General features: G+C 71.7%; 21 protein-coding genes. 2 read left to right on the forward strand and 19 right to left on the reverse strand.

Annotated features, from left to right (window positions below):
• Positions 1 to 2: 2 nt before the first annotated feature.
• Positions 3 to 869, reverse strand: coding sequence for a helix-turn-helix domain-containing protein (locus tag ACH4FX_RS05195; protein WP_398475284.1), 867 nt, complete (start codon positions 867 to 869; stop codon positions 3 to 5).
• A 136-nt stretch (positions 870 to 1005) separates the two neighbouring features.
• Here ACH4FX_RS05195 and ACH4FX_RS05200 point away from each other — a divergent pair, with 136 nt between their 5' ends.
• Positions 1006 to 1476: an ATP-binding protein gene (locus ACH4FX_RS05200; protein WP_398475286.1), complete on the forward strand. Its 471-nt coding sequence runs from the start codon at positions 1006 to 1008 to the stop codon at positions 1474 to 1476.
• A 95-nt stretch (positions 1477 to 1571) separates the two neighbouring features.
• Here ACH4FX_RS05200 and ACH4FX_RS05205 read toward each other — a convergent pair whose 3' ends face one another.
• The gene (locus tag ACH4FX_RS05205; RefSeq protein WP_398475288.1) at positions 1572 to 2372 is read right to left on the reverse strand and encodes an SGNH/GDSL hydrolase family protein; all 801 of its coding nucleotides are present in this window, start codon (positions 2370 to 2372) and stop codon (positions 1572 to 1574) included.
• A gap of 365 nt (positions 2373 to 2737) precedes the next feature.
• On the opposite strand from ACH4FX_RS05205, the gene ACH4FX_RS05210 reads away from it, so the two are divergent.
• The gene (locus tag ACH4FX_RS05210; RefSeq protein ID WP_398475290.1) at positions 2738 to 3547 is read left to right on the forward strand and encodes a tyrosine-protein phosphatase; all 810 of its coding nucleotides are present in this window, start codon (positions 2738 to 2740) and stop codon (positions 3545 to 3547) included.
• A 57-nt stretch (positions 3548 to 3604) separates the two neighbouring features.
• On the opposite strand, the gene ACH4FX_RS05215 is transcribed toward ACH4FX_RS05210, so the two are convergent.
• From ACH4FX_RS05215 to ACH4FX_RS05295, 17 genes are all read right to left on the reverse strand, one after another.
• Entirely contained in the window at positions 3605 to 4987 is a 1383-nt protein-coding gene (locus ACH4FX_RS05215) for an aspartate aminotransferase family protein (RefSeq protein ID WP_398475292.1), read from the reverse strand.
• On the reverse strand, positions 4984 to 6879 hold the full coding sequence (dxs, locus tag ACH4FX_RS05220) for a 1-deoxy-D-xylulose-5-phosphate synthase (protein WP_398475294.1): 1896 nt from the start codon (positions 6877 to 6879) through the stop codon (positions 4984 to 4986). Before dxs ends, ACH4FX_RS05215 begins: the two co-directional genes overlap by 4 nt.
• A gap of 36 nt (positions 6880 to 6915) precedes the next feature.
• Complete coding sequence (ispG, locus tag ACH4FX_RS05225) at positions 6916 to 8052, reverse strand: flavodoxin-dependent (E)-4-hydroxy-3-methylbut-2-enyl-diphosphate synthase (protein WP_398475520.1); 1137 nt, start codon at positions 8050 to 8052, stop codon at positions 6916 to 6918.
• A gap of 58 nt (positions 8053 to 8110) precedes the next feature.
• Positions 8111 to 9133 carry an adenosyl-hopene transferase HpnH gene (hpnH, locus tag ACH4FX_RS05230; RefSeq protein ID WP_398475296.1) on the reverse strand — a complete coding sequence of 341 codons (1023 nt, stop codon included), beginning with the start codon at positions 9131 to 9133 and terminating at the stop codon, positions 8111 to 8113.
• A gap of 5 nt (positions 9134 to 9138) precedes the next feature.
• Complete coding sequence (locus ACH4FX_RS05235) at positions 9139 to 9828, reverse strand: 1-hydroxy-2-methyl-2-butenyl 4-diphosphate reductase (RefSeq protein ID WP_398475298.1); 690 nt, start codon at positions 9826 to 9828, stop codon at positions 9139 to 9141.
• Positions 9828 to 11843 carry a squalene--hopene cyclase gene (gene shc, locus ACH4FX_RS05240; RefSeq protein WP_398475300.1) on the reverse strand — a complete coding sequence of 672 codons (2016 nt, stop codon included), beginning with the start codon at positions 11841 to 11843 and terminating at the stop codon, positions 9828 to 9830. Before shc ends, ACH4FX_RS05235 begins: the two co-directional genes overlap by 1 nt.
• A 128-nt stretch (positions 11844 to 11971) precedes the next feature.
• Positions 11972 to 13093 carry a polyprenyl synthetase family protein gene (locus tag ACH4FX_RS05245; protein ID WP_398475302.1) on the reverse strand — a complete coding sequence of 374 codons (1122 nt, stop codon included), beginning with the start codon at positions 13091 to 13093 and terminating at the stop codon, positions 11972 to 11974.
• Positions 13090 to 14535 carry a hydroxysqualene dehydroxylase HpnE gene (gene hpnE / locus ACH4FX_RS05250; RefSeq protein WP_398475522.1) on the reverse strand — a complete coding sequence of 482 codons (1446 nt, stop codon included), beginning with the start codon at positions 14533 to 14535 and terminating at the stop codon, positions 13090 to 13092. Before hpnE ends, ACH4FX_RS05245 begins: the two co-directional genes overlap by 4 nt.
• 133 nt (positions 14536 to 14668) lie before the next feature.
• Positions 14669 to 15646, reverse strand: coding sequence for a presqualene diphosphate synthase HpnD (gene hpnD / locus ACH4FX_RS05255; protein ID WP_398475304.1), 978 nt, complete (start codon positions 15644 to 15646; stop codon positions 14669 to 14671).
• A complete protein-coding gene (hpnC, locus tag ACH4FX_RS05260; RefSeq protein ID WP_398475306.1) occupies positions 15643 to 16590 on the reverse strand; it encodes a squalene synthase HpnC in 948 nt (315 codons plus the stop codon). Before hpnC ends, hpnD begins: the two co-directional genes overlap by 4 nt.
• 424 nt (positions 16591 to 17014) lie before the next feature.
• Positions 17015 to 17812, reverse strand: a complete 798-nt coding sequence (locus ACH4FX_RS05265; protein WP_398475308.1) for an ABC transporter ATP-binding protein — start codon at positions 17810 to 17812, stop codon at positions 17015 to 17017.
• Complete coding sequence (locus ACH4FX_RS05270) at positions 17805 to 18734, reverse strand: ABC transporter permease (RefSeq protein WP_398475310.1); 930 nt, start codon at positions 18732 to 18734, stop codon at positions 17805 to 17807. The genes ACH4FX_RS05265 and ACH4FX_RS05270 overlap by 8 nt, the downstream gene beginning before the upstream one ends.
• A gap of 78 nt (positions 18735 to 18812) precedes the next feature.
• Positions 18813 to 19685, reverse strand: a complete 873-nt coding sequence (locus ACH4FX_RS05275) for a glycosyltransferase family 2 protein (RefSeq protein WP_398475524.1) — start codon at positions 19683 to 19685, stop codon at positions 18813 to 18815.
• Positions 19686 to 19699: 14 nt separating this feature from the next.
• The gene (locus tag ACH4FX_RS05280) at positions 19700 to 20479 is read right to left on the reverse strand and encodes a CDP-alcohol phosphatidyltransferase family protein (RefSeq protein ID WP_398475312.1); all 780 of its coding nucleotides are present in this window, start codon (positions 20477 to 20479) and stop codon (positions 19700 to 19702) included.
• On the reverse strand, positions 20457 to 21518 hold the full coding sequence (locus ACH4FX_RS05285; protein ID WP_398475314.1) for an iron-containing alcohol dehydrogenase family protein: 1062 nt from the start codon (positions 21516 to 21518) through the stop codon (positions 20457 to 20459). The genes ACH4FX_RS05280 and ACH4FX_RS05285 overlap by 23 nt, the downstream gene beginning before the upstream one ends.
• Positions 21506 to 22243 carry a sugar phosphate nucleotidyltransferase gene (locus tag ACH4FX_RS05290; RefSeq protein ID WP_398475316.1) on the reverse strand — a complete coding sequence of 246 codons (738 nt, stop codon included), beginning with the start codon at positions 22241 to 22243 and terminating at the stop codon, positions 21506 to 21508. Before ACH4FX_RS05290 ends, ACH4FX_RS05285 begins: the two co-directional genes overlap by 13 nt.
• Positions 22240 to 24033: a DUF5941 domain-containing protein gene (locus tag ACH4FX_RS05295; protein ID WP_398475526.1), complete on the reverse strand. Its 1794-nt coding sequence runs from the start codon at positions 24031 to 24033 to the stop codon at positions 22240 to 22242. Before ACH4FX_RS05295 ends, ACH4FX_RS05290 begins: the two co-directional genes overlap by 4 nt.
• Positions 24034 to 24824 lie beyond the last annotated feature (791 nt).

Raw genomic sequence — 24824 nt, forward strand, 5'->3', positions numbered from 1 at the left:
GTTCAGATCTCCTTGCGAAAGCCGCCCAGAAGGGCCTCGGTGGTCTGTGCCGGCGCGGCTTGCGCGCACATCCGGTCCAGTGCCTCCAGAAAGGTCGAGACGTCGTCGCGCTGGTCGAAGTACACGGCGCCCACCAGGTTCTCCGCGTACGCGATGTCGGGCAGCTCCGGGATCGGGAACCGGAAGATGCTGAACGGCCCGTACATCGAAGGGTGCGGTCCGGCCGCGAACGTGATGATCTGCAGCCGGATGTTGGGCAGCGCGGCGGCCTCGGCCAGCCGGGCGATCTGGTCGCGCATCACCCGCGGCCCGCCGATCGGGCGCCGGAAGACGGTCTCGTCCATGACCACCCAGAACATGGGGGCGTCCTCGCGGGTGAGCAGCGACTGCCGCTCCATGCGCAGCGCGACCGCGCGGTCGATCTCCTCGCGCGCGGCGTGCGGCTTGCCGGCGCGCAGGACGGCGCGGGCGTACTCCTCGGTCTGGAGCAGTCCCGGTACGTAGTGGGGCTGGTAGCTCCGGATGAGGTTGGCCTCGCTCTCCAGGCTCACGTACGCGCTGAACCACTCGGGCAGCACGTCCCGGAAGTTGTGCCACCAGCCCGGCCGGTTGGCCTCCCGGGCCAGTTTGACGAAGCCGTCGATCTCGTCCCGGTCGGTGACGCCGTAGGTGGCGAGCAGCTTCTCCACGTACGGGATCTTGAGGCCGACCTCGGCCTTCTCCATGCGCCGTACGGTGGCGTGCGTCACATCGAGGGCACCGGCCGCCTGCTCGTAGGACAGCCCCGCCTTCTCGCGCAGGTCCTGCAGCCGCTTGCCCAGCACCACCCGCAGGACGGTCGGAGCGCCACCCGACCGTGCATCCGCCACTTCTGATCCCCTCCCACCGACATGAGTGATCAGCAGTGTGTCATGCCGTCAGTAGACCGAACAGACTGTGCTTGCGATTCTGCAAATTACACATTGATCCTTGCCATTGGTGACCAACATCGCACATAGTTGCGGAGTGGCTTCCTCCAACAACGCTCCTTCGTTAGGGCGCTGTGGCGGCTTCATCGCCGAGCGTCCCCGGGAAGCGTTCCACTTGCCGGCGCGCCGCACCTCCGTACCGGAGGCGCGCAGACGTGTTCTCGCGGTGCTGCACGAGTGGGGCGCGGCAGAACAGGTCCGCGACGACGCCGAGTTGGTGGTGTCGGAGCTGTTCACCAACGCCGTACGGCACACCGACAGCGAGAAGGTCGGCTGCGAACTGGCGGTGCTCGGCGCGTTCCTGCGCGTGGAGATCACCGATCAGGGCCGGGGCGACTCGGCGCCGCACGTCCAGCCCGGCAGCGTGGACAAGGAGTGCGGCCGGGGCCTGTTCCTGGTCGGTGCCCTCTCCGAGAGCTGGGGCGTCCGCCCCGATCCGACCGGCCGGGGCCGCACGGTCTGGGCCGACCTCCCGTACGGCCCGTACGACTCCCCCGCCGCACACTGAAACCGCCGCCCGCGCCATGGGGCGGGCGGCGGTGTGGCACTGCGCCGGACAGCGGGGGCACGCCGTTCTCCTGTACGGAGACGCCGTTCCGCCCCCTACAGAGGAAGCAGGTCGGGCCGCTTCGGCTCGACGTGGTCGCCGGAGGACTCGCCGCGCAGCCGGCGGCCGATCCACGGGACCAGGTGCTCACGCGCCCACTGGATGTTGTCCCGGCGCGCCTCGGCGGGGGTGCGCTCCGCCTCCGGGGGCCACGCCTGGTCCGGATCGGCCGGCACGTCCAGGCCCAGCACCTGCGCGGCGCGCAGCGCGACCCGGGTGTGCCCGTCGGCCGACAGGTGGAGCCGGTCGTCGCTCCAGGCCCGCCGGTCCTGCACGGACTTCAGCGACCACAGGTCCAGGACCGGGCAGTCGTGCCGGTCGGCGATCGCCCGGACGTGAGCGGTGTACGTCGCGATCTTGCCGCGGAGATGCCGCAGCACCGGTACGCCACGGGTGTCGAACCCGGTGCAGAGCAGCACGGTGCCGACCTTCTCCCGCAGGTCGGCGACGGCCGCCTCGTACCGCTCGGCGACGTCGTCCGGGTCCGAGCCCGGCCGCAGGATGTCGTTGCCGCCGGCACAGAACGTCACCAGGTCGGGCGCGAGCTCCTTGGCGCGCGGCACCTGCTCCTCGACGATCTGGTCCAGCAGGCGCCCGCGGACCGCGAGGTTGGCGTACCGGAAGTCCCCCTCCGCCCGCCGGTCCGACAGCAGGACCGCGAGCCGGTCCGCCCAGCCGATGTACGCCCCGTCACGGCCGGGATCCCCGACCCCCTCGGTGAAGCTGTCCCCGACGGCTGCGTACGACCCGATGACGCCTTCTGCGCCACTGCTCATCTTCTTCGAATCGTCTGCCACGTCAGGACATACTTCACCCCCGGAAGTGACTTACGCCACCGTAACCAGGGGTTGACGTGGGGTGATTAATACCACCTGGTCAAATTCTGCTCAAGTCGGAATAAGAAACGGCGCCGATAAACGGCTTTTTTCGGTCGTTTGGGGGGTGGCGGGGGTGGCTGACGTGAGGAGGCGGAGCGCACTCAGCGTGCGGTACGGCGCACGCGGGGTAGGACGCCCCGTCCGCCCCCGCCCCCTCCCACCCACCTCCGCACCGCGCCGGTCACCTCCCGACCGGCCCGATTGCCGGCTGTGCCCATGTCGTATCGTCGGAGTGACCCGCCTCGTCGACGAGCAGCGTCGGCGACCGATCCCGAGGAGCGCCCGTGACGCAGCAGACCCCGGAGGTCCCGTCGACCGACTCCGAGCTCGCGGAGGTACGCAACTTCCGTGACGTGGGCGGCCTGCCGACCGTGGACGGGCGCCGGGTGCGCAAGGGCCGGCTGTTCCGCAGCGGCCATCTGGCGTCGGCCACCGAGGCGGACGCGGCGTTCCTCTCCGGGCTCGGGCTGCACACCGTCTTCGACTTCCGCAACGCCGCCGACATCAAGCTGGAGGGCCCGGACGTCACGCTGCCCGGCGTGCGGAACGTGAACATCCCGCTCACCGACCCCGCCGACGGCGCCGAGTTCTGGGCCATGGTCCGCGACGGCGAGCTGGGCCACCTGCGTACGGCGCTGGGCGACGGCAAGGCGGCGGACCGGATGGCGCAGACCTACCGCCACATCATCACCACCCGCACCGCCGACCACAGCCGCGTCCTGCACGCGCTCGCCGAGGACAGCGTCCCCGCCCTCATGCACTGCGCCGCCGGCAAGGACCGCGCGGGCCTGTCCATCGCCGTCACCCTCCTCGCGGTCGGCGTCGAGCGGGAGGCCATCGAGGCCGACTACCTGGAGTCCAACGCCGCCCACCGCCGCTACAAGGTGCGCCGCTCGGACAACTCGGCGGCCGGCATGTCCTCCGAGGTGATGGAACTCCTCGCACCGCTCTTCGACGCCCGCGTCGCATACCTGTCCGCCGCCTTCGACGCCATCGAGACGACCTGGGGCTCGACGGACACCTACCTGACCGAGGGCCTGAAGCTCTCCCCGCAGACCCGCGAGCGGCTGCGCTTCCAGCTCCTGGAGGGCTGAGCGGCCACGGGCGGGGGCGGACCGGCGGTTTCACCGGCCCGCCCCCGCCCGTTCGCGTCACCGCGCCTGCAAAGCCTGCTTCACCAGTGTCCTTCCGAAGTCCCACATCAGTCCGCCTCCCTGGTGCGCGTCGTCCATCACCTCTGTGAACGCCGTGACGAAGCGGTCCACCTCGCGTTCGCCGATCGTCAGGGGCGGGATGAGTTTGATGACCTCCAGGTGGTCGCCGGAGACCTGGGTGAGGATGCGGTGGCGCTGGAGGAGGGGGACCACGACCATCTGGGCGAAGAGGCCCTTGCGGGCGGCCTGGAGCATGGTCCAGTGGCCGCGGAGTTTCAGGGACTTGGGGCGGCCGAACTCGATGCCGATCATCAGGCCGCGGCCGCGGACGTCGTGGAGGAGTTCGTAGCGGTCGGTGAGGGCGGCGAGCCGGGTACGGAGCAGGTCGCCGGTGTGGCGGGCGTTGGCGACGATCTGCTCGTCCTCCATGACGGAGAGGACCGCCAGGCCCGCGGCCATCGCCTGGGCGTTGGCGCCGAAGCTGGCGGAGTGCACCAGGACGCGGTCCATGGAGGAATAGACCTTTTTGAAGATCCAGTCCTTGCCGAGGGTCGCGCCGACCGGGACGTAGCCGCCGGAGAGCGCCTTGGCCACGCACACCAGGTCCGGTTCGACGCCGTCCTCGTGCTGGTAGGCGAAGAAGTCGCCGGTGCGGCCGAGGCCGGTCTGCACCTCGTCGGCGATGAGCAGCGCCTTGTGGCGGTGCAGGAGTTCCTGGGCGGCGCGCAGGAAGCCGGGCGGGGTGGGGTGTACGCCCTTGCCCTGGACGGGTTCGACGATGAACGCCGCCACGTCGCCGCGGCGCAGCTCCCGTTCCAGGGCCGCGAGGTCGCCGAGTGCGATGGCGGTGTCCGGCAGGAGGGGGGCGAAGCCGTCGCGGAAGCCGTCCTCGCCGTTGACCGAGAGGGAGCCGGTGGTCAGGCCGTGGAAGGCGTGGGTGCAGTACAGGACGCGGGGCTTGCCGGTGGCGTAGCGGGCGAACTTCAGGGCGGTCTCGACGGCTTCCGTGCCGCTGTTGCCGAAGAAGACGCGGTCCAGGTGGGGGGTGTGGGTGAGCAGTTTCTCGGCGAGCAGGCCGGGCAGCGGCTGGCAGTCGAAGCGGGTGAGGTCGGGGAGGCCCGCGTCCAGCACGTCGTGCAGGGCCTGGCGTACGACCGGGTGGTGGCGTCCCAGGCCCATCACACCGAAGCCGGCGAGCATGTCCAGGTAGTCCCGGCCGTCCGCGTCCCAGAAGTAGGCGCCCTCGGCCCGCTCGTAGACCTTGTCGAAGCCGATGGTGTGCAGCATCCGCGGCAACTGCGGGTTGACGTACTTGGCGTGCAGGTCGTAGCGCTCGGCGCCGCGTTCGGCGAGCAGTTTGGTCAGGTCGAATCCGGTCACGAGCCGTTCTCCGTCACGAGGTCGTTCTTACGGGCCAGGAAGGCGCTGATCCGCCCGGCGATCTCGGCGGGGGTGAGCCCGATGTCGGCCAGCACCTCACCGCGCTTGGCGTGCGCCAGGAACTGTTCGGGGATGCCGAAGGTGCGCAGCGGTACGTCCACGCCCGCGTCGCGCAGCGCCTGGCCGACCGTCGCGCCCACTCCCCCGTTGCGGCTGTTGTCCTCGACGACCGCCACCGAGGCGTGCCGCGCGGCCAGCCGGGCGATGGCGGGATCGACGGGCTTGACCCAGCGCGGGTCGACGACGGTGACGCCGGTGCCGCGCTCGGCGAGCAGTTCCGCGGCCTCCAGGCAGACCGGGGCCATCACGCCCACGGAGACCAGCAGGACGTCCGCCCGGTCGCCGCGGCTCAGGACGTCCACGCCGCCGATCCGCTCCAGCGCCGGGACCGGTTCGCCCACCGACTCCTTCGGGAAGCGCAGCACGGTGGGCGCGTCGTCCACGTCGACGGCCTCGCGCAGTTCGGCGCGCAGCTGGTCGGCGTCGCGCGGTGCGGCGATGCGCAGGCCGGGGACGACGCCGAGGACGGACAGGTCCCACATGCCGTTGTGGCTCGGCCCGTCGGTGCCGGTCACGCCCGCCCGGTCGAGGACGAAGGTGACGCCGCACTTGTGCAGCGCGACGTCCATCAGAACCTGGTCGAAGGCGCGGTTGAGAAAGGTGGCGTAGACGGCCACGACCGGGTGGAGGCCGCCGGTGGCCAGGCCGGCCGCGGAGACCGCCGCGTGCTGCTCGGCGATGCCCACGTCCCACGTACGGTCGGGGAAGGCCGCCGCGAATCGCGCGAGTCCGACGGGCTGGAGCATCGCCGCGGTGATCGCGACCACGTCCGGGCGCTCCGCGCCGATGCGCACCATCTCGTCGCCGAAGACGGAGGTCCACGACGGCGGGCCGGGCGGCGCCACGGGCGCGCAGGTCAGCGGGTCCATGGCGCCGACCGTGTGGAACCGGTCGGCCTCGTCCTCCAGCGCGGGCCGGTAGCCGCGGCCCTTCTCGGTGAGGCAGTGGACCAGTACGGGCCCGCTGAAGCGGGCGGCGCGGCGCAGCGCGGACTCGACGGCGGCGATGTCGTGGCCGTCGATGGGCCCGACGTACTTCAGGCCGAGGTCCTCGAACATGCCCTGTGGGGCGAAGGCGTCCTTGAAGCCCTTCTTGGCGCCGTGCAGCGATTCGTACAGCGGGCGGCCCACCACGGGGGCGCGCTGCACGACCTCCTTGCCCCAGGCGAGGAAGCGCTCGTAGCCGTCGGTGGTGCGCAGGGTGGCGAGGTGGCTGGCGAGGCCGCCGATGGTGGGGGCGTACGAGCGCTCGTTGTCGTTGACGACGATGATGAGGGGGCGGTCCTTGGCGGCGGCGATGTTGTTGAGCGCCTCCCAGGCCATGCCGCCGGTCAGCGCGCCGTCCCCGATGACGGCGACGACGTGGTCCTGCCTGCCGCGCACCTGGTTGGCCTTGGCCAGGCCGTCGGCCCAGCCCAGCACGGTGGAGGCGTGGGAGTTCTCGATGACGTCGTGCTCGGACTCCTCGCGGGACGGGTAGCCGGACAGTCCGCCCTTGCCGCGCAGCTTGGAGAAGTCCTGACGCCCCGTCAGCAGCTTGTGCACGTACGACTGGTGGCCGGTGTCCCACAGGATGCGGTCGGCCGGTGAGTCGAAGACCCGGTGCAGGGCTATGGTCAGTTCCACCACGCCCAGGTTGGGTCCCAGATGGCCGCCGGTCCGGGCCACCGCGTGCACGAGGAACTGCCTGATCTCCTCGGCGAGTGTGCCGAGACGATCCCCGGGAAGCGCCTTGAGGTCGCGCGGGCCGCGGATCTGTTCCAGCATGGACATGCTCGGTCCCCCTCTACGGGTACAGCCAGTACGGGTTCAGCTGACGACGACATCAGGGGTGCCGGGCATCACTCCCTCGGACTCCATCCCCGCCGCGATCTTCATGGCCTCGTCGATGAGCGTCTCGACGATCTTCGACTCCGGAACGGTCTTGATGACCTCGCCCTTCACGAAGATCTGGCCCTTGCCGTTGCCGGACGCCACTCCCAGGTCCGCCTCACGCGCCTCACCGGGACCGTTGACCACACAGCCCATCACCGCGACCCGCAGCGGCACCTCCATGCCCTCCAGGCCCGCGGTCACCTCATCCGCCAGCTTGTACACATCCACCTGCGCACGCCCGCACGACGGGCACGAGACGATCTCCAGACGGCGCGGGCGCAGGTTCAGCGACTCCAGGATCTGGAGGCCGACCTTGACCTCCTCGGCCGGCGGAGCCGACAGCGAGACGCGGATCGTGTCACCGATGCCCTCGGACAGCAGCGCACCGAAGGCCACCGCCGACTTGATCGTGCCCTGGAACGCCGGGCCCGCCTCGGTCACACCCAGGTGCAGCGGATAGTCGCACTGCGCCGCCAGCTGCCGGTACGCGTTGACCATCACCACCGGGTCGTTGTGCTTGACCGAGATCTTGATGTCCCGGAAGCCGTGCTCCTCGAACAGCGAGCACTCCCACAGCGCCGACTCCACCAGCGCCTCCGGCGTGGCCTTGCCGTACTTCTGCAGCAGCCGGCGGTCGAGGGAGCCCGCGTTCACGCCGATGCGGATGGGGGTGCCCGCGTCGGAGGCCGCCTTGGCGATCTCCTTGACCTTGTCGTCGAACTGCTTGATGTTGCCCGGGTTCACCCGGACCGCGGCGCAGCCGGCGTCGATCGCGGCGAACACGTACTTCGGCTGGAAGTGGATGTCCGCGATGACCGGGATCTGCGACTTCTTCGCGATGACCGGCAGCGCGTCCGCGTCGTCCTGCGAAGGGCAGGCGACCCGGACGATCTGGCAGCCGGAGGCGGTCAGCTCGGCGATCTGCTGGAGCGTCGCGCCGATGTCCGCGGTGTTCGTCGTGGTCATCGACTGCACCGATATGGGGGCACCGCCGCCCACCGGCACCGGCCCGACCTGGATGCGGCGCGAGACGCGCCGCTCGGCCAGCGGCCGGGCCGGTACCCCGGGCATCCCCAGTGCGACACCGGTGGCGGCGCCGCCCCCGGGGGGCTCTCCCGTACCCATCAGGTCACCTGCGGTTGGCCGCGACGGTTTCGCGGGCGGCGCGCAGGGACTCCTTCAGGGAGCCCATGGTGGCGAGCACGGCGGTGGGCTCGTAGCCGCAGTGCGCCATGCAGTTGGCGCAGCGCGGGTCCTTGCCGCGGCCGTACTTGTCCCAGTCGGTCTCCTCGATCAGCTGCCGGTACGTGGGCACGTACCCGTCGCTCATCAGGTAGCAGGGGCGCTGCCAGCCGAACAGCGAGTAGTTGGGGATCGCCCACGCCGTGCAGGGGAAGTCCGCCTTGCCCTCCAGGAAGTCCAGGAACAGCGGGCTGTGGTTGAGCCGCCAGCGGCGCCGGTTGCCGCCCGCGAACGCCTTCTTGAACAGTTCCCTGGTCTGCTCGACGCCGAGGAAGTGCTCCTGGTCGGGGGCCTTCTCGTAGGCGTAGGCGGGCGAGAGCATCATCTCGTCGACCTTCAGGTCGTCGTTGAGGAAGTTGAGCACCTCGATGATGGTCTGCGGGGTGTCGGTGTTGAAGAAGGTGGAGTTGGTGGTGACCCGGAAGCCGCGCCGCTTGGCTTCCTTGATCGCCTCCACCGCCTCGTCGAAGACGCCTTCCTTGGCCACCGACTCGTCGTGCCGCTCGCGCATGCCGTCGATGTGCACGGCGAACGCGAAGTACGGGGACGGGGTGAACTTGTCGATCTTCTTGCGCAGCAGCATGGCGTTGGTGCACAGGAAGACGTACTTCCGCTTGGCCACCAACTGCCGCACGATCTCGTCGATCTGCGGGTGCATCAGGGGCTCGCCGCCCGCGATGGAGACCATCGGCGCACCGGATTCCAGGACCGCGCCGACCGCCTGCGCGACCGGCATGCGCTGTTTGAGCACCCCGGCCGGGTGCTGGATCTTCCCGCACCCCTCGCACTTGAGGTTGCAGGCGAAGAGCGGCTCCAATTCCACGATCAGCGGGAACTTCTCCCGCCGGCGCACTTTCTGTTCAAAGAGATACGTACCGACCCGGATGGACTGACGGAGCGGCATGGCCATCTGGCTCACCTCCTGGGGAGCAGCAAAGAACGGTGCCATTCAAAAAAGACAGGAAGGATGGAGCGCAGCACACGGAAGGCTGACATTCCACCGCGCAAAGTGCCGATTCGGACAAGTTCATGTTCTGGAGCGTCCACGATCACCCGTACGGCCGCAACCGGACGCCCGCCGCCCCGCGTCGCGGCCGCCAGCGTCGCGGCGGACTCCATGTCCACCGCGACGGCGCCCGCGGCGCGCAGCCCGGCCCGCTCCGCGCCGCGTACGACGTGGTCCGAGCCGCGCAGCAGGCCGGTGTGCACGGTCAGGCCGCGCTCCTTGAGGGCCCGCAGCAGCGGGCCGTTGTCGGAGCAGAGCACGTCCGGCGCGCCGGGCAGATGGCCCCGGACCGCCTCGGCGACGACCACGTCCCCCGGCCGCATGCCGGGGACGAGGCCGGCGCAGAAGCCGGTGGCCACGACCGGCGCCCGGGCGGTGGCGGAGCCGTCCCGCAGCGCGTGCCGGACGGCGGCCGTCGCCGCCTGTGGCCCCATGCCCGTACGGAGCGTGACGACCGGCGCGCTCGCGCCACTGCGGTCGCCGCCGCGCAGTGCGAACCGCTCGATGCCGAGCGCACAGGCGACCAGCAGCGGCGGCGGCCCGTCCGGCCGGGCCCACCGGCCGTCCCGGGCACCCGGCCCGCCGCGCGACCCGGGCATCAGGCCCCCTGGGACGCGCCGGCCGGTCCGCCGTTGACATAACGGCCGAGGGCCGTCAGCGGGAAGACCTGCCGGTACAGGTGGTAGTTGATCGAGAAGTCCCAGGGGAAGCCCGTACCGGTGAAGTACGGCTCGTCCCAGGACCCGTCGGCGCGCTGCGTCTCCGCCAGCCAGCGCACCCCGCGCTCGACCGCCGCGCTCTCCCGCTCGCCCGCCGCGAGCAGCGCCATCAGCGCCCACGCGGTCTGCGAGGCGGTCGACTCGCCGCGGCCGGCCCACGCCTTGTCCTGGTACGAGCGCTGGTCCTCGCCCCAGCCGCCGTCCTCGTTCTGGACGCGCTCCAGCCAGCGCACCGCGCGGCGGACCGCGGGGTGCGAGGCCGGGATGCCGGCGGCGGCCAGGGCCGGCAGGACCGAGCCGGTGCCGTAGATGTAGTTGGTGCCCCAGCGCCCGAACCACGAGCCGTCCGGCTCCTGTTCGGCGAGCAGCCAGCGGATGCCGCGCCGGACCCGCGCGTCGTGCGTCATGCCCAGGTCGGCGGCCATCTCCACCACATGGGCGGTCACATCGGCCGACGGCGGGTCGATGACCTCGCCGAAGTCGCAGAACGGCAGCCGGTTGGGGAACGGGCTGGTGTTGTCGGCGTCGAAGGCGCCCCAGGCCCCGTTCTTGGACTGCATGCCCAGGTTCCAGCGCACCGCGCGCCGTACGGCGGCGTCGACCCGCTCCGGGTCCGGGTGCTGGATGCGGCGCAGCGCGAGGACGACCTCGGCGGTGTCGTCGATGTCCGGGTAGTTGTCGTTCTCGAACTCGAAGGCCCAGCCGCCGGAGGGCAGTTGGGGCCGGCGTACGCTCCAGTCGCCCGGCCGGCGGATCTGCTCGGCGAGCATCCAGTCGGCGGCCTTGACCAGCTGCGGGTGGTCCGCGGGCAGGCCGGCGTCGGCGAGCGCGATGGCGGCGAGGCAGGTGTCCCAGACCGGGGACTGGCACGCCTCGATCATGCGGACGGGAGCGCCGTCGGCGTCCTCGCGCCATACGGCGAAACGGTCCAGCGACTCCAGCCCGAGGCGCAGCACGGGGTGCTTGAGGTCGTATCCGAGCAGGTGCAGCGCGATGATCGAGTAGACGGCCGGCGGCTGGATGCCGCCCCAGCAGCCGTCGTTCTCCTGACGCTCGATGATCCAGCTCGCCGCGGCCCTCATGGCCGAGCGGCGCAGCTTGCGCACGGCCACCTTGCGGTAGCCGTGCAGCCCCTTGTCCAGCCGCTGGAAGATCCCGTCCCAGGTGGTCGCGGGGGCGAGCGGCCGCGGCGGGTTCGGGCGGGCCGGGTCGGCGTGCAGCTCGTCCAGGGCGAACGGCGCGGGCCGTACCGGGCGAACCGCCGAGACGATCGTCAGTGCCACGATCGTCTGCCGCGCCCAGCACCCGAAGTCGTAGATGTTGAGCGGGAACCACTTCGGGAAGTAGATCAGCTCGGGCGGCAGTTCGGGCAGGTCCGCCCACTTCCACCAGCCGAACAGCGCCAGCCAGATCCGGGTGAAGACCCGGGAGGCGGCGATGCCGCCGTGCTCGCGGATCCAGGCGGCGGCCCGGGCCATGTGGGCGGCGTCCGGCTCGTCGCCGGCCAGCCGCAGGGCGACGTACGCCTCGATGGTGGCGGACAGTTCGCCGGGCCCGCCGTAGAAGGTGGCCCAGGTGCCGTCGGCGCGCTGCTCGCCGCGGATGTGCCGGGCGGCGGCCTCGGTGGTGCGGCGGTCGCCGATTCCCAGGAACTGCCGCAGCAGCAGGTCCTCGGCGTCCATGGTGACGTTCGTTTCCAGGTCGCCCTTCCACCAGCCCGCCTCGTCCTGGACGGACAGCAGGTAGTCGGTGGCGCGGGCCGCGGCGCGGCGGGCGGCGGCGGTCGTGCTCCGGGGGGCGGCCGGGTGGTTCTCGGTCTGTTCGGCGGTGGCCTCGCCGGCCGAGGGGGCCCGGGGCGGCAGCGCCCCGGTGCTTCCGTCGGTCGTCGCTGTCATGGCTTCCCCTTCTGCAGTGAACTGTGAAGCGTGCTCAGGGATTCCGTCGGCCGGCGCCCGGGACATCCGTACGGAGGTCGGGGCGGGACGCCGGCCGGCGACTGCGATTCAGGTCGGGTCGATAGTGCTCATCTCTCTCGTACGACGACGAAGTCCGCGAGCGCGACGAGCTGCGCGCGGACCGGTTCGGGCATCTCCACCTCGTCCAGTGCGGCGATGGCGGTGGTGTGCTGGCGGCGAGCCTCCTGGGAGGTCCACTCGCGGCCGCCGGCCTCCTCGATGAGGGCCGCGCGGGAGGCGAACTCCTCCTCGGTGAAGTCGGCGATCTCGTCCTCGCTCTTCTTCGCGTCCGCCGCGAGGATGTGGGCCAGCCGCTCGGCGGCCGGGTTGTCGGCCGCCAGGGCCGCGACCACCGGCAGGGACTTCTTGCGCTGCCGCAGGTCGCTCCAGGTCTGCTTGCCGGTGGCCTCCGGGTCGCCCCAGATGCCGAGCAGGTCGTCGACGGCCTGGAAGGCGAGGCCGAGGTGGTAGCCGTAGCGCTCCAGGGTGTCGGCGGTGCGGTCGTCGGCGCCGCCGAGGACCGCGCCGATGGACACGGCGCAGGCGAGCAGCGCGCCCGTCTTGTTGCCCTCCATCTCCAGGCACTCCGCGACGGTGACCCGCTCGCGGTGCTCGTAGGAGATGTCCTGGGCCTGGCCGTCGATGAGCTTGCGGGTGGCGGCGGTCAGCCGGCGGGTGGCGCGGCCGGCCTCGACCGTGCCCAGCTCCAGCAGTATTTCGTTGGCGAGGGCAAACAGCGCGTCGCCGACCAGGATGGCCTGGGCCGGGCCGTGCACCTTCCACACCGTGTCGCGGTGGCGGCGCTGCTCGTCGCCGTCCATCAGGTCGTCGTGCAACAGCGAGAAGTTGTGGACCAGTTCCACCGCGACCGCACCCGGGACGCCGACCTCCGGCGGCTGCCCGGCGGCCTGGGCCGACAGCAGGGCGAGCGCGGGGCGTACGGCCTTGCCGCCGTCGCCGTCCGCGGGCCGTCCGGCGGCGTCGATCCAGCCGAAGTGGTACGCGGCGACGGTGTCCATGGGAGGCGCGAGCCGGTCCACGGCGGCACGCAGCACGGGAGTGGCGAGCCGTCGCCCGCGCTCCAGCAGCGCGGTGACGCTCTCGGTGTCGATAGCTGGGGAAGCCGGATTCACGGTTTCTCCTCTGTTTCCGGTGCTCGTGCTCGTGCGAGCGCTCGTACTCGTGGTCATGCCACCTCCTGGGGCAACTGGCCCTGGGGGAAGCCGAGTTCGGTGAGTGCCTCGCGAACGGCGCCGAGGCCGCTGCGAACAGCGCTTTCCATGGTCGCGGGCCACCCGGTGGCGGTCCACGCACCGGCCAGGTACAGGCCGGGGTTCTGTGTGCGGGCGGCGGGGCGGAGGCGGCCGACGCCCGGGGCGGGGGCGAACGTCGCGGTGCGCTCGCGGGTGACGAAGAAGTCGCGGACGCCGGCACCGCGCGCCGCGGGCAACAGCCGTGCCAGCTCCGGCAGATAGCGCTCGCGCAGCTCGGCCACCGGCCGGTCGATGTCGTCCTGAGCGGCGGACTGCGAGACGGCCAGGTACTGGCTGCCGGCGCCGCCGGGCAGGGCGGCGAGCCCGGACGCCTCCGTACGGTCGAAGACCCACTGCACGGGCGAGCCGAGCGCCGCGAAGAACGGCCGTTTGAGCACCGGCCGGTCGTAGACGACGTGCAGGTTCAGGATCGGCGCGGTGCCGATGTCCAGCAGCCGGTCCTGGCCGTCGAGGCTGCCGGCGGGCAGCAGGCCGTGCGTCTCACGCTGCGGCAGGGCCAGCACGACCGTTCCGGCGGTCAGCTGCTCGCGGCCGTGCGGGCCGTTGTCGACCGTCACCTGCCAGGCGCCGTTCTCCGTACGCGTGAGGGCGCTCGCGCGGGTGCGCAGCGCGACCCGGACGCCGGCCTTCTCCAGGGCCTCGCGGGCGAGCGTGTCGTGCACCTCGCCGAGCGGCACCCGGGACCAGCCGATGTCGGCGGCGCCGTTGTCGGAGAGCAGGCCGGTCCTGAAGACCTTGGCGGCCAGGCCGAGCGAGGCGTCAGCGGCCCGTGCGTTCAGCGTGGCGACGCCGACCAGGTCCCACAGCGCCTCGACGGCGCGCGGCGACTGGCCGTGCCGGCGCAGCCAGGAGGCGAAGTCCACACCGTCCAGCGCGGGGTCCTCGGGGTCGAGCTTCTTCAGCGCCAGCGCCGCGCGGCCGACGTTCGCCCGCTCGGCGAGCGACAGATGCGGGTACGTGGCCAGGCTCTTCGCCAGGTGCAGCGGTACGGGCAGGGCGGTGCGCCGCAGCCGCCCCAGCCGCAGGCCGTCGGCGTCCAGCACCGGGACGTCCATCCGGTCCTGGAGGGGCACCAGCCCACGGGCGCCGACCCGGTCCAGGAACCAGTCGTACGCGGTGCAGCAGCGCAGGTAGACGTGCTGCCCGTTGTCGACGGTCAGCTCCCCCACCGCGGACTCGCGGCGGAAGGAGAAGACCAGGCCGCCCAGCCGGGGCCGGCCCTCGGCGAGGGTGACGCGCAGTCCCGCGTCGGCCAGCGCCAGCGCTGCCGTGATACCGGCGAGACCGCCCCCAATGACCACCGCAGCCGCCCCATCGGGACGGCCTGCCTCATGTGCATCGTGCCGGTCGGGCCTCATCGGTTCCGATGTCATTCGCCCTCCCTGATTACTGTCGTCAGGGACGCAGCGGTCCGGCGGAGGGTTGCCCACCGCCGGGACCGGCGCAGCGGCCCTGAGCAGGGCTCGTCGGCCTCGCCCGGCTCGCGCCCCGTCATCCGCGCCTCCTCGCGGGCGGCCGGCCCGCCGCCCGCGCCGCCTGGCGGCGGCCGATCGCCCGCGCGTCGAAGCCCGAGAGCCCGCGCACGGCCACGAACGCCTTCTCCCGGCCGGGCAGCGAGACCCGCCCGCGCAGCACGGCCTCCGGGTCCGCCGCGATCCGCGCCAGGAGGCGGTGGTAGATGCCGGCCATGGCGGCGACGCAGGCCCCGCTGCGCCGGTCGAGCATCGGCAGCAGCCGGAAGCCCTCGTCGAACAGGGTGCGGGCGCGCCGTACTTCGAAGTGGACCAGTCCGGTGAAGTCCGCGCCGGGCGGTGGGACCGGACTGTGGAAGCCCACCGAGCAGCCGAACTTGGCGAGGTCGTCGGAGGGGAGGTACGTACGGCCGTTTCCCGCGTCCTCGCGAACATCTCTCAGGATATTGGTCAGTTGCAGGGCCAGCCCGAGCGTATCGGCGTACTCCGCGGCGCGTGCGGCGTCCGGTGCGCCGGGGACCGTGCCGAACACGCCCAGCGAGAGGCGGCCGATCGCGCCCGCGACACAGCGGCAGTAGACCTTCAGGTCGTCCCAGGTCTCGTACGTCCGGCCGCGCACGTCCATCAGGACGCCGTCGATCAGCTCGTCGAGCCCGGCGAGCGGGATCGGGAAGCGCCGGGAGGCGTCGGCCAGCGCCACCGCCACCGGGTCGGTGTCGTCCTCGTCGACCGTGCCGTCCTGGATGCGGGCGAGCAGGGCCCGGGTGTCCTCCAGCCGCCGCTCCTTGGCGTCGTCGGCCAGCGGGCCGTCGCCGATGTCGTCGACCCGGCGCGAGAAGGCGTAGAGCGCCGACATGGCCTGCCGCTTGTCGGCCGGCAACAGCCGGATGCCATAGGCGAAGTTACGTGCCTGCTGCCCGGTGACGGCCTCGCAATAGCGGTACGCAGCGAGCACCGGCGCGGACGCATGTGCGATGTCCTCCACGGTCCGACTCACCCCTTTCTTCGCAATGTCGCCCGCACCTCGCGCAGCAGGCTGAGCTTGGTCGGCTTGGGCGGTCCAGGGAGTACGTCGTGGTCGGCGGCCGCGACCGCCCGGAGTGCGGCGCGACCGCCGGCGACGAAACCGGCGAGCAGCAGTTTGAGCCTGCCGTGGACGCTACCCACCAGCGGGGTGCCTTCATTCAGCAGCGCGCGGGCGCGTTCCGCCTCGTACGCGATCAGCGCGCGCACCGGGGCGCTCCCGGTCGGTGCGGCGAGGTCCCGCTCGGTGACACCGAAGCGCTTCATGTCCTCGCCCGGCAGGTAGACGCGGTCCCGCCGCAGGTCCTCGGCGACGTCCTGGAGGTGTTCGACGATCTGCAGACCGGTGCAGACCGCGTCCGAGCGGCGGATGCGCTCGGGGCTGGCCGTGCCGGTGATGCCCAGGACGAGCCGGCCGACGGGGTTGGCGGACAGCTCGCAGTAGGCGAGCAGGTCGCCGTAGGTGGCGTAGCGGCCGGTCCGCTGGTCCTGCCGGTTGGCCTCGATCAGACCGAGGAAGGGTTCGGGCGTCAGGCCGCAGCGGCGCACGGTGGGGCCCAGGCGCCGCATCAGGGGGTGCAGCGGGCCGGGGGCCCGGTCGCTGAAGACACGGTGCAGGTCCGCCTCCAGCGCGTCGAGCAGGGCCAGGCGGTCCGCCCCGTCCGCGGCGGGGTCCAGACCCAGCCGCAGGGCGTCGCCGCCGCCGGGCGCCAGGTCGCCGTCGCCGATGTCGTCCACGAGGCGGGCGAAGCCGTAGACGGCCATCAGGTCCCGCCGCCAGGCGCGGGGCAGGAAGAACGGCGCCACCGGGAAATTCTCGTGCGCGGCCTTGTCCAGGACGGTGCGCGACTGCGCGTCGTCGTCGCGGGCGCCGTCCGGCGCCCGGTGCCGGACGAGGACGTCGCGCGCCCGTGCCATCCCTCGGCTCACCGGAGGCTGCCCGGCGCGCTTCGGAGCCGGAGAGTTCCAGTAGCCATTGCCGTCACGCCTCCCGTTCTACACCGCCAAGCCAAAACATCCCATTTCGGACACGCCGCAGGGCGCGACCCGCCCGATCGGACTCCCGGTCGCCAGGACGGGTACGCCTTGCCCGACTTGTGCCACTTGTGCTGTTCAGTACCCGTACAGCTTACGCCGTACATCTCTCCGGCGTCCGAGGGGGTACCGAACCTCGAAGCAACGATCCGGTCAACATCGAACCGGCCTGAACTGTTCCCGGTTCCGGCGGAGTTGACCACCTGTTAACGATCAGTAGACCCGCGGACAACCTTCCGCGGCCGGCCGGCAACGGCCAACGGCCCCCGCGAGCCGGACTCGCGGGGGCCGTACGGCGCGCTGCGGGCTACTTGCCCGTCTCCTTCTCGTACGCCTTGATCACCTCGTCGGTCGGGCCGTCCATCAGCAGCTCGCCCTTCTCCAGCCACAGCACCCGGTCGCAGGTGTCCCTGATCGACTTGTTGTTGTGGCTGACCAGGAAGACCGTACCGGCCTCCTTGCGCAGCTCGCGGATGCGGGCCTCGGAGCGCTTCTGGAACGCCCGGTCACCCGTCGCCAGCGCCTCGTCGATCATCAGGACGTCGTGGTCCTTGGCCGCCGCGATGGAGAAGCGCAGCCGCGCCCCCATGCCGGAGGAGTAGGTGCGCATCGGCAGCGAGATGAAGTCGCCCTTCTCGTTGATGCCGGAGAAGTCGACGATGCTCTGGTAGCGCTCGCGCACCTGCTCGCGGGACATGCCCATCGCCAGCCCGCCGAGGATGACGTTCCGCTCGCCGGTCAGGTCGTTCATCAGGGCCGCGTTCACGCCCAGCAGCGACGGCTGGCCGTGCGAGTAGACCTTGCCGCGCTCCGCGGGCAGCAGCCCGGCGACCGCCTTGAGCAGCGTCGACTTGCCCGAGCCGTTCGAGCCGATCAGCCCGATCGACTCGCCGCGGTACGCGGTGAAGCTGACGCCCTTGACCGCGTGCACCTCCCGCACACCGCCGGAGGGCTTGCGGCGGATGATGCGGTTCAGGGCCGCGGTGGCGCTGCCCTTGCCCGCTCCGGTGCCGTAGACCCGGTACACGATGTGCAGGTCGTCCGCGATCACGGTGGGGACGCGGGTCCCGTCCGCCGTCAGTACGGCGTCCTCTTGCTCAGCCACGGCCGTAGCGCTCCTCAGCCTTCCAGAAGTACACGAAGCCGGCGATGCCCATCACCAGCGCCCAGCCGACGGCCAGCGGCCACACGTGCGGGGGCAGCTTGTCGGAGGTGAAGCTGTCGATCAGCGCGAAGCGCATCAGGTCGATGAAGACCACGGCCGGGTTGCAGTCCAGCAGGACGTGCACGAAGGCCGGGACCGCCTTCTCCTTGAGGATCACGTCGATGCTGAACATCACGCCGGACGCGTACATCCACGTCCGCATGATGAAGGGCATGAGCTGCGCGAGGTCGGGGGTCTTGCTGCCCAGGCGGGCCATGACCATCGCGAGCCCGGTGTTGAAGAGGAACTGGAGCACCAGCGCGGGGATCGCCAGCAGCCAGGACCAGGTGGGCACCTGCCCGTAGCCCAGCAGGATGAGGACCAGCACGCCCATCGAGAACAGCAGCTGCTGGAGCTGCATCAGGCAGAACGAGATGGGCAGGCAGGCGCGCGGGAAGTGCAGCGCGCGCACCAGGCCCAGGTTGCCGGAGATCGCGCGGGTGCCGGCCATCACCGAGCTCTGCGTGAAGGTGAAGATGAAGACGCCGGTGACCAGGAAGGGCACATAGTCCGGCACGCCGCGGCTGGTGCCGATCAGCAGGCCGAAGATGAGGTAGTAGACGAGCGCGTTCAGCAGGGGCGTCACCACCTGCCACACCTGGCCCAGCTTCGCCTGGCTGTACTGCGCGGTCAGCTTCGCGCTGGAGAAGGCGGAAATGAAGTGCCGCCGGTCCCACAGCTGCCGCACGTACTCCGGCAGGCTGGGCCGTGCGCCGCTCTGCGTGAGCCCGTACTTGCGGGCCAGCTCGGCGCGGGACAGCCCGTCGTCGGATGATGGCGGGGCACTCATGGCGACCGCACTGTCGTGCGTAGTCTCGCTCACTGTTGACACTTTCGTCCTCAAGGTGCGCTGCCGGGGCCGTGGCCCGGCTCGCGCCTGATGCTCTCAGATACGAGCTTGTCAGATGACGGGAGGGCGGCCCAGTCTGGTCAGGCGCCAAACGGTACGCCACTTCATGGGGCGCCTGGGACCACAGGGAGTGGCCCAGCCCTCCTTGAAGCCGCCCAGCCAGGCACGCAGGGCGGGCCGCGAGGGCCGCCGGGCCAGGGTGAGCAGGAACCAGACGCCGAGATAGACCGGAACCAGCGGGACCGGAAGGTTGCGGCGGGCCAGCCAGACGCGGTTGCGGGCCACCATGCGGTGGTACACCGCGTGCCGGCTGGGGGCGTGCGTGGGGTGCAGCAGCACCATGTCCGACCGGTAGTCGATCATCCAGCCCGCGTCCAGGGCCCGCCACGCCAGGTCGGTCTCCTCGTGGGCGTAGAAGAAGTCGTCGGGCAGTCCGCCGACCTCCTGGAAGACCTGGGTACGGACCGCGTTCGCGCCGCCGAGGAAGGTGGTGACGCGGGAGGACCGCAGCGGGTCGGAGGCGCGCAGCCGGGGTACGTGGCGGCGCTGGGTCTCCCCCGTGTCCGGGTCCGCGATGCGGAAGCTGATGATGCCCAGCTTCTTGTCGCGGGCGAACGCCTCACGGCACAGCTCGGCCGTGTCCGCCCGGTCCAGCAGCCCGTCGTCGTCCAGGAACAGCAGCACGTCCACCTCGCTGCCGCCCGGTCCGAACGCCTCGATGCCGACGTTGCGCCCGGCCGGGATGCCGACGTTCTCCGGCAGCTCCACGGTCCGTACGCCCTCGGGCAGCGGCGGCAGCGGCGAGCCGTTGCCGACGACCACCACCTCGACCGGGTCGCCGTGCTGCTTGGCGACCGAGTCGAGCAGCGCCCGCAGCTCCTCGGGGCGGTTGCCCATGGTCAGGACGACAGCGCCGACCTTCATCTCGCGCGCCCCCGTCACTTGAGCCTGCTGGAGGCGAGGATGGACACCAGGTGCAGCAGCGTCTGGAGGAGCGCGATGCCCGCCAGGACGGCGACGCCGAGCCGCGAGAAGAACAGGTCGCCCCGGACCGAGTCCACGATCGCCAGGACCAGGATCAGCAGCGACGCCTCGATCCCGAGAATCAGCCGGTGGAACTTGAGCGCCGCGGCGGCCTTGCGGGCCAGCGCCATGCCGGAGGAGCGCGGCTCGGACGCCGCCTCCTTGACCGGCGGCAGCCCGCCCTGGTGCCGGGCCACGCCGACCAGGTCGGTCTCGGCCTTGATCAGGATCGCGCCGAGGGCGGCCAGGGTGCCGAGGAAGGCCCACAGCCAGTCGATCCGCCCGGGGCCCCACAGGTCGGCGGCGCGCAGGCCGAAGCCGACCAGTACGGCGGCGTCGGTCAGATAGGCCCCGACCCGGTCCAGGTACACCCCGCCGAGCGAGAACTGCTTCTTCCAGCGGGCCACCTCGCCGTCGACGCAGTCGAGCAGCAGGTAGAGCTGGACCATCAGCACGCCGAGGACGGCTCCCCAGATTCCCGGCACCAGCAGGGCCGGCGCGGCGAGGACGCCGAAGAGGGTCATCACGTAGGTGAGCTGGTTGGGCGTGATCCTGGTGTTCACCAGGTACCGGTCGCAGCGCAGCGAGATCTCCCGCATGTACAGGCGACCGGCCCAGTGCTCACCGCTGCGCCGGTCCTTGACACCCGCGGGGTGCACGACCGGGCGGAGTTCAGCTACTGACGGCTTGTGCATAGTCGGCGTAGGCGTCCCTGATCTGGTCGGTGGACAGGTCGAGGTGTTCGAGGATCGTGTAGCGGCCCGGGCGGGTCTGCGGCGCGAACTCGACGGCCCGGACGAACTCCTCGTCGCTGAAGCCGATCTCGCCGGGCGTCACCGGCAGGCCGTGCCGCCGGAGCACCTCGATCATCAGCCCGCAGGTCTCCTTGTCCCCGCGCAGGTGGGTGGCGAAGGCGGCGCCCAGGCCGCACTGCTCGCCGTGGCTCGCCGCCCGCTTCGGGTAGAGGAGGTCGAAGGCGTGGTTGATCTCGTGGCAGGCGCCGGAGGCCGGGCGGCTGTCGCCGGCCACCGACATGGAGATGCCAGTGAGGACCAGGCCCTCGGCCAGCACCTGGAGGAAGCCGTCGTCGCCGACGCCGCCGGGGTGGCGCAGCACGGCCTCGCCGGCCTGGCGCGCCATCGCGGCGGCCAGCCCGTCGATGTCCTCGCCGGTCTCGCGGTGCGACAGCTCCCAGTCGGCGACCGCGGAGATGTTGGAGATGGCGTCGCCGATCCCGGACCGTACGAAGCGCACGGGCGCCTCGCGGATGACGTCGAGGTCGATCACCACGGCGATCGGGTTGGGCACGCCGTAGGAGCCGCGGCCCGCGTCGTTGTCGAGGGTGGCGACCGGGGAGCACAGGCCGTCGTGCGACAGGTTCGTCGCGACGGCGACCAGCGGCAGGCCGATACGGGCCGCCGCGTACTTCGCACAGTCGATGATCTTGCCGCCGCCCAGGCCCACGACCGCGTCGTAGTGGCCCTTCTTCATGGCGTCGCCGAGCTTGATCGCGTCGTCCAGCGTGCCGCCGCCGACCTCGTACCAGTCGGCGCCGGGCAGCATCGGGCACAGCCGCTCCCGCAGCCGGGCGCCCGAGCCGCCGCTGATGGCGACGGCGAGCTTCCCGGATGCGGAGATGCGCTGGTCGGCCAGGAGGCCCGCCAGGTCGTCCAGTGCGCCGGCGCTGATGTCGACGACGACCGGGGACGGAATCAGCCGGGTCAGTACCGGCATGCGATCTCACGGCCCTTCGCGAGGTCGTCGTGGTTGTCGATCTCGACCCACGCGACCTCGCCGATCGGGGCCACATCGACCTTGAAGCCGCGGTTGACCAGCTCCTGGTAGCCGTCTTCGTAGTACAGGTCGGGGTCACGCTCGAAGGTGGTCTTCAGCGCGTCCGCCAGTTCCTCGGCGGCCGAGCCCTCGATGAGGGTGACGCCGATGTACTCGCCGGTGGCCTCGGCCGGGTCCATCAGCTTGGTGATCTTCTGGACACCCTTGTCGGGGTCCACGACGACCTTCATCTCCTCGTCGGCGAGCTGCTTGACCGTGTCCAGCGCGAGGATGATCTTCTGGCCGTTGCCGCGGGCGGCGAGCAGCGTCTTCTCCACGGAGACCGGGTGCACGGTGTCACCGTTGGCGAGGATCACGTCGTGCTTGATCGCGTCCCGGCCGCACCACAGGGAGTAGGCGTTGTTCCACTCCTCGGCCTTGTCGTTGTCGATGAGGGTGAGCTTGAGGCCGTACTTCTCCTCCAGCGCGGCCTTGCGCTCGTACACGGCCTCCTTGCGGTAGCCGACGATGATCGCGACCTCGGTCAGGCCGATCTCGGCGAAGTTGCCGAGCGTCAGGTCCAGGATGGTCGTGTCACCGTCGACCGGCACCAGCGCCTTGGGCAGGGTGTCGGTGTAGGGACGCAGACGCCGTCCGGCGCCGGCGGCCAGCACGAGGCCGATCATGCGGGTTCTCCTTCATCGTGTACGGCGGGTGCTCCGGAGGACACCCAGAAGCGGATGCTCTCGGCGAGCACCAGCAGCGCCAGGACCACTGCCAGGGCCGTCAGCGCGATTGTGAAACCTGTGGAGTGCAGCAGGGCCGCGAGGAGGACAACGAGCAGCGTGCGTCCCTCGTGCCCGCCGGCTGCCCGTACCAGCCACCGGGGCGGTGCCCCGGCGCCCACGCGGATCCGGTAGACGGTGTCGTAGTGATGGTAGGCGACCGCCGCGACCAGCCCGAACGCCGCGGGCAGCGCCTGGTCGGCGCCGGAGCGGGCCGCCACGACCAGGATGGCGACGTACTCGCCGGCCCGGAACAGCGGCGGTACGAGCCAGTCGAGCGGGCCCTTGAGGGAGCGGGCGACGGCGGCGCCGGCGAAGGCCGCGTACACGGCCGCGCCCAGCACCGGCCACCAGCTGCCCGCGTCGCTCCAGGCCAGCTGCGCCATGAGGAAGGCCACACCGGCGAACGCCATGACGGGGGCGGTGACGGGGCCGCGGGCGGCCGGGCCCTTGGCGGCCAGTTCGGCCAGGGGGCCGGAGTCGGCCAGGTCGGCGAGCGCGGCCGCGGCGCGGTCGGTGCGGCGGGCGCGCCGGGTCAGCGAGCGCAGCACCCGACCCGCCGTCGTGTAGCACGCGGCCAGGGCGCAGCCGACGAGCAGCGCGTAGAAGACGATGCGCGGGGTGGTGCAGGCGGTCAGTACGGCGATCATGGCCCAGCGCTCGCCGATGGGCAGCACGATCATCCGGCGCACCCAGACCGTCCAGCCCACACTGTCGAGCCGGTCGGACAGGGCCGCGGTGGGACTGGTGTTGCCGGTGGCGTCGTGGTTCGCCTCGTTGAACGAGAAGTCGACGACATGCCGGCAGGTCTGGAGCACCATGGCCCCCAGAGCCAGCGCCCACACGTCGTCGCCGCCGCGCGCCGCGCCGAGCGCCAGGCCCGCGTAGTACGCGTACTCCTTGGCGCGGTCGAAGGTCGCGTCGAGCCAGGCGCCCATCGTCGAGTACTGGAGCGAGTAACGGGCGAGCTGCCCGTCGGTGCAGTCCAGGACGAAGGAGAAGATCAGGAGCAGGCCGGCGGCGATGAAGCCGCCGCGGCTGCCGGTGGCCGCGCAGCCCGCCGCGATCAGCGCGGTGAGCAGCGACGCGGTGGTGACCTGGTTGGGGGTCAGGCCGCGGCGCGCGCACCAGCGGGCGAGGTAGCGGGAGTACGGGCTGATACAGAAGGTGGTGAAGAACCCGTCGCGGGCCTTGACGGCGGTGCGCAGCCGTACGGCCTCGTCGTCGACGGCGGCGACGGCTTCCTCGGCCGTGACGCGCTCGGCGGGCGTCAGCGGCACGGTCGCGACCAGGCTGCCCAGCTCCACGCGCTGCGGCGCGGCGTCCTCGGCCGTCATGCCCTCGGCGAGCGCGTCCGGGAGGACGTCCACGCGGTAGCGGGTGCCGGGGCCGGCGGGCACCGCGGTGGCGGCGCGCCGGAGCGCGGCGCGGGCCTCGGGCTGCGCGGTGACGGCGCCCGGCACGGCGGCGGCCGGGAAGCGCGGGTCGGTCAGCGCCAGACGCAGGCTGTGCAGGTGGCCGACGAAGCGCGGGTCGACGACGGCGACGCGTTCATCGGCCGGGACCTCGGCGAGCGCGTCGGCCACGGCCGCGGCGCCGTCCGCCGTACGGACGTGGAAACCCAGCGAGCGCAGGGCGGCTTCGAGCGGCGACCCGGCGACCGGCGGACCGGTGAGGATGGCGGTCGACAGACGAACTCACTCCTTGGAAACTGGCGAGGCCGCGCCGGTCGGTCCGCATTCGGTACGGGCTACCCGGGCAGCAGGCGTGGCACACCTGGGCCCCCGAGGGGGCGGGTGGGCACGTCGGCAGAGGCTATCGGATCGCCGGATGCGGCCGTTCACCGCGCATTCACCGCCCGATCGAGTGACCGCCGGCTGCGCCTGCCGCGATCATCATGGTGGATCAACGCACTCAGGAACAACTGACACGGGCCCGGGACCCGGGCGACGCGCCGGTTATGCGACGGCTGGCTACTTGTGGGCGGAATGCCGGGGGAGGGTGCTGGGGGGCGGGTGCAGGGGGTGGCGGTGCTGGGGCGCGGGTGCTGGGGTGGTGGGTACTGAGGAGCGAGCACTGAGGGCGGCGCTGCGTGGGGGCGGGCGCTGGAGACGGGCGCTGGGGGCGGCGCCGGCGGGGCGGGCGGCCCCTACAGATCGAATCGAACGCCACGTTCCCCCACCGGGGGTCTACCCATCGGAAGCGCACGGAAAGCGCGGGAGAACGCCCGATAGGTATGCGGTACGGCCGGAAGGGCGCGGTCGGCAGGCGTAGCCGGAAAGCGTGGCCGGGAGCGCGACCGGAAGGCGTGGCCGGAAGCCGTTGGGACGGCCGGTACGCGGGAGAGGCAGTCGGCAGGGGCGGGAGGACGGCAAGCGGGGGGACCTCGCTGGTTCCCCCTGGCGCCGCCGGGGAGCGTCTTCGCAGGTCAGCGCATGACAACGGTGTTCACCACCGCGTTGCCACATACCCCCCTCCCGTA

This window comes from Streptomyces sp. NPDC018019 (genome assembly GCF_044327805.1).
Classification (GTDB): domain Bacteria; phylum Actinomycetota; class Actinomycetes; order Streptomycetales; family Streptomycetaceae; genus Streptomyces.

Bases quoted from the DNA above. Each gene is read 5' to 3' on its own strand.
- hpnH (WP_398475296.1), bottom strand. From the start codon at position 9,133: ATGGCCATGCCGCTCCGTCAGTCCATCCGGGTCGGTACGTATCTCTTT.
- ACH4FX_RS05275 (WP_398475524.1), bottom strand. From the start codon at position 19,685: ATGAAGGTCGGCGCTGTCGTCCTGACCATGGGCAACCGCCCCGAGGAG.
- ACH4FX_RS05280 (WP_398475312.1), bottom strand. From the start codon at position 20,479: ATGCACAAGCCGTCAGTAGCTGAACTCCGCCCGGTCGTGCACCCCGCG.
- shc (WP_398475300.1), bottom strand. From the start codon at position 11,843: ATGACAGCGACGACCGACGGAAGCACCGGGGCGCTGCCGCCCCGGGCC.
- dxs (WP_398475294.1), bottom strand. From the start codon at position 6,879: ATGTCCATGCTGGAACAGATCCGCGGCCCGCGCGACCTCAAGGCGCTT.
- hpnC (WP_398475306.1), bottom strand. From the start codon at position 16,590: ATGGCACGGGCGCGCGACGTCCTCGTCCGGCACCGGGCGCCGGACGGC.
- ispG (WP_398475520.1), bottom strand. From the start codon at position 8,052: ATGCCCGGGGTACCGGCCCGGCCGCTGGCCGAGCGGCGCGTCTCGCGC.
- ACH4FX_RS05290 (WP_398475316.1), bottom strand. From the start codon at position 22,243: ATGATCGGCCTCGTGCTGGCCGCCGGCGCCGGACGGCGTCTGCGTCCC.
- ACH4FX_RS05245 (WP_398475302.1), bottom strand. From the start codon at position 13,093: ATGACCACGAGTACGAGCGCTCGCACGAGCACGAGCACCGGAAACAGA.
- ACH4FX_RS05235 (WP_398475298.1), bottom strand. From the start codon at position 9,828: ATGCCCGGGTCGCGCGGCGGGCCGGGTGCCCGGGACGGCCGGTGGGCC.
- ACH4FX_RS05285 (WP_398475314.1), bottom strand. From the start codon at position 21,518: ATGCCGGTACTGACCCGGCTGATTCCGTCCCCGGTCGTCGTCGACATC.
- hpnE (WP_398475522.1), bottom strand. From the start codon at position 14,535: ATGAGGCCCGACCGGCACGATGCACATGAGGCAGGCCGTCCCGATGGG.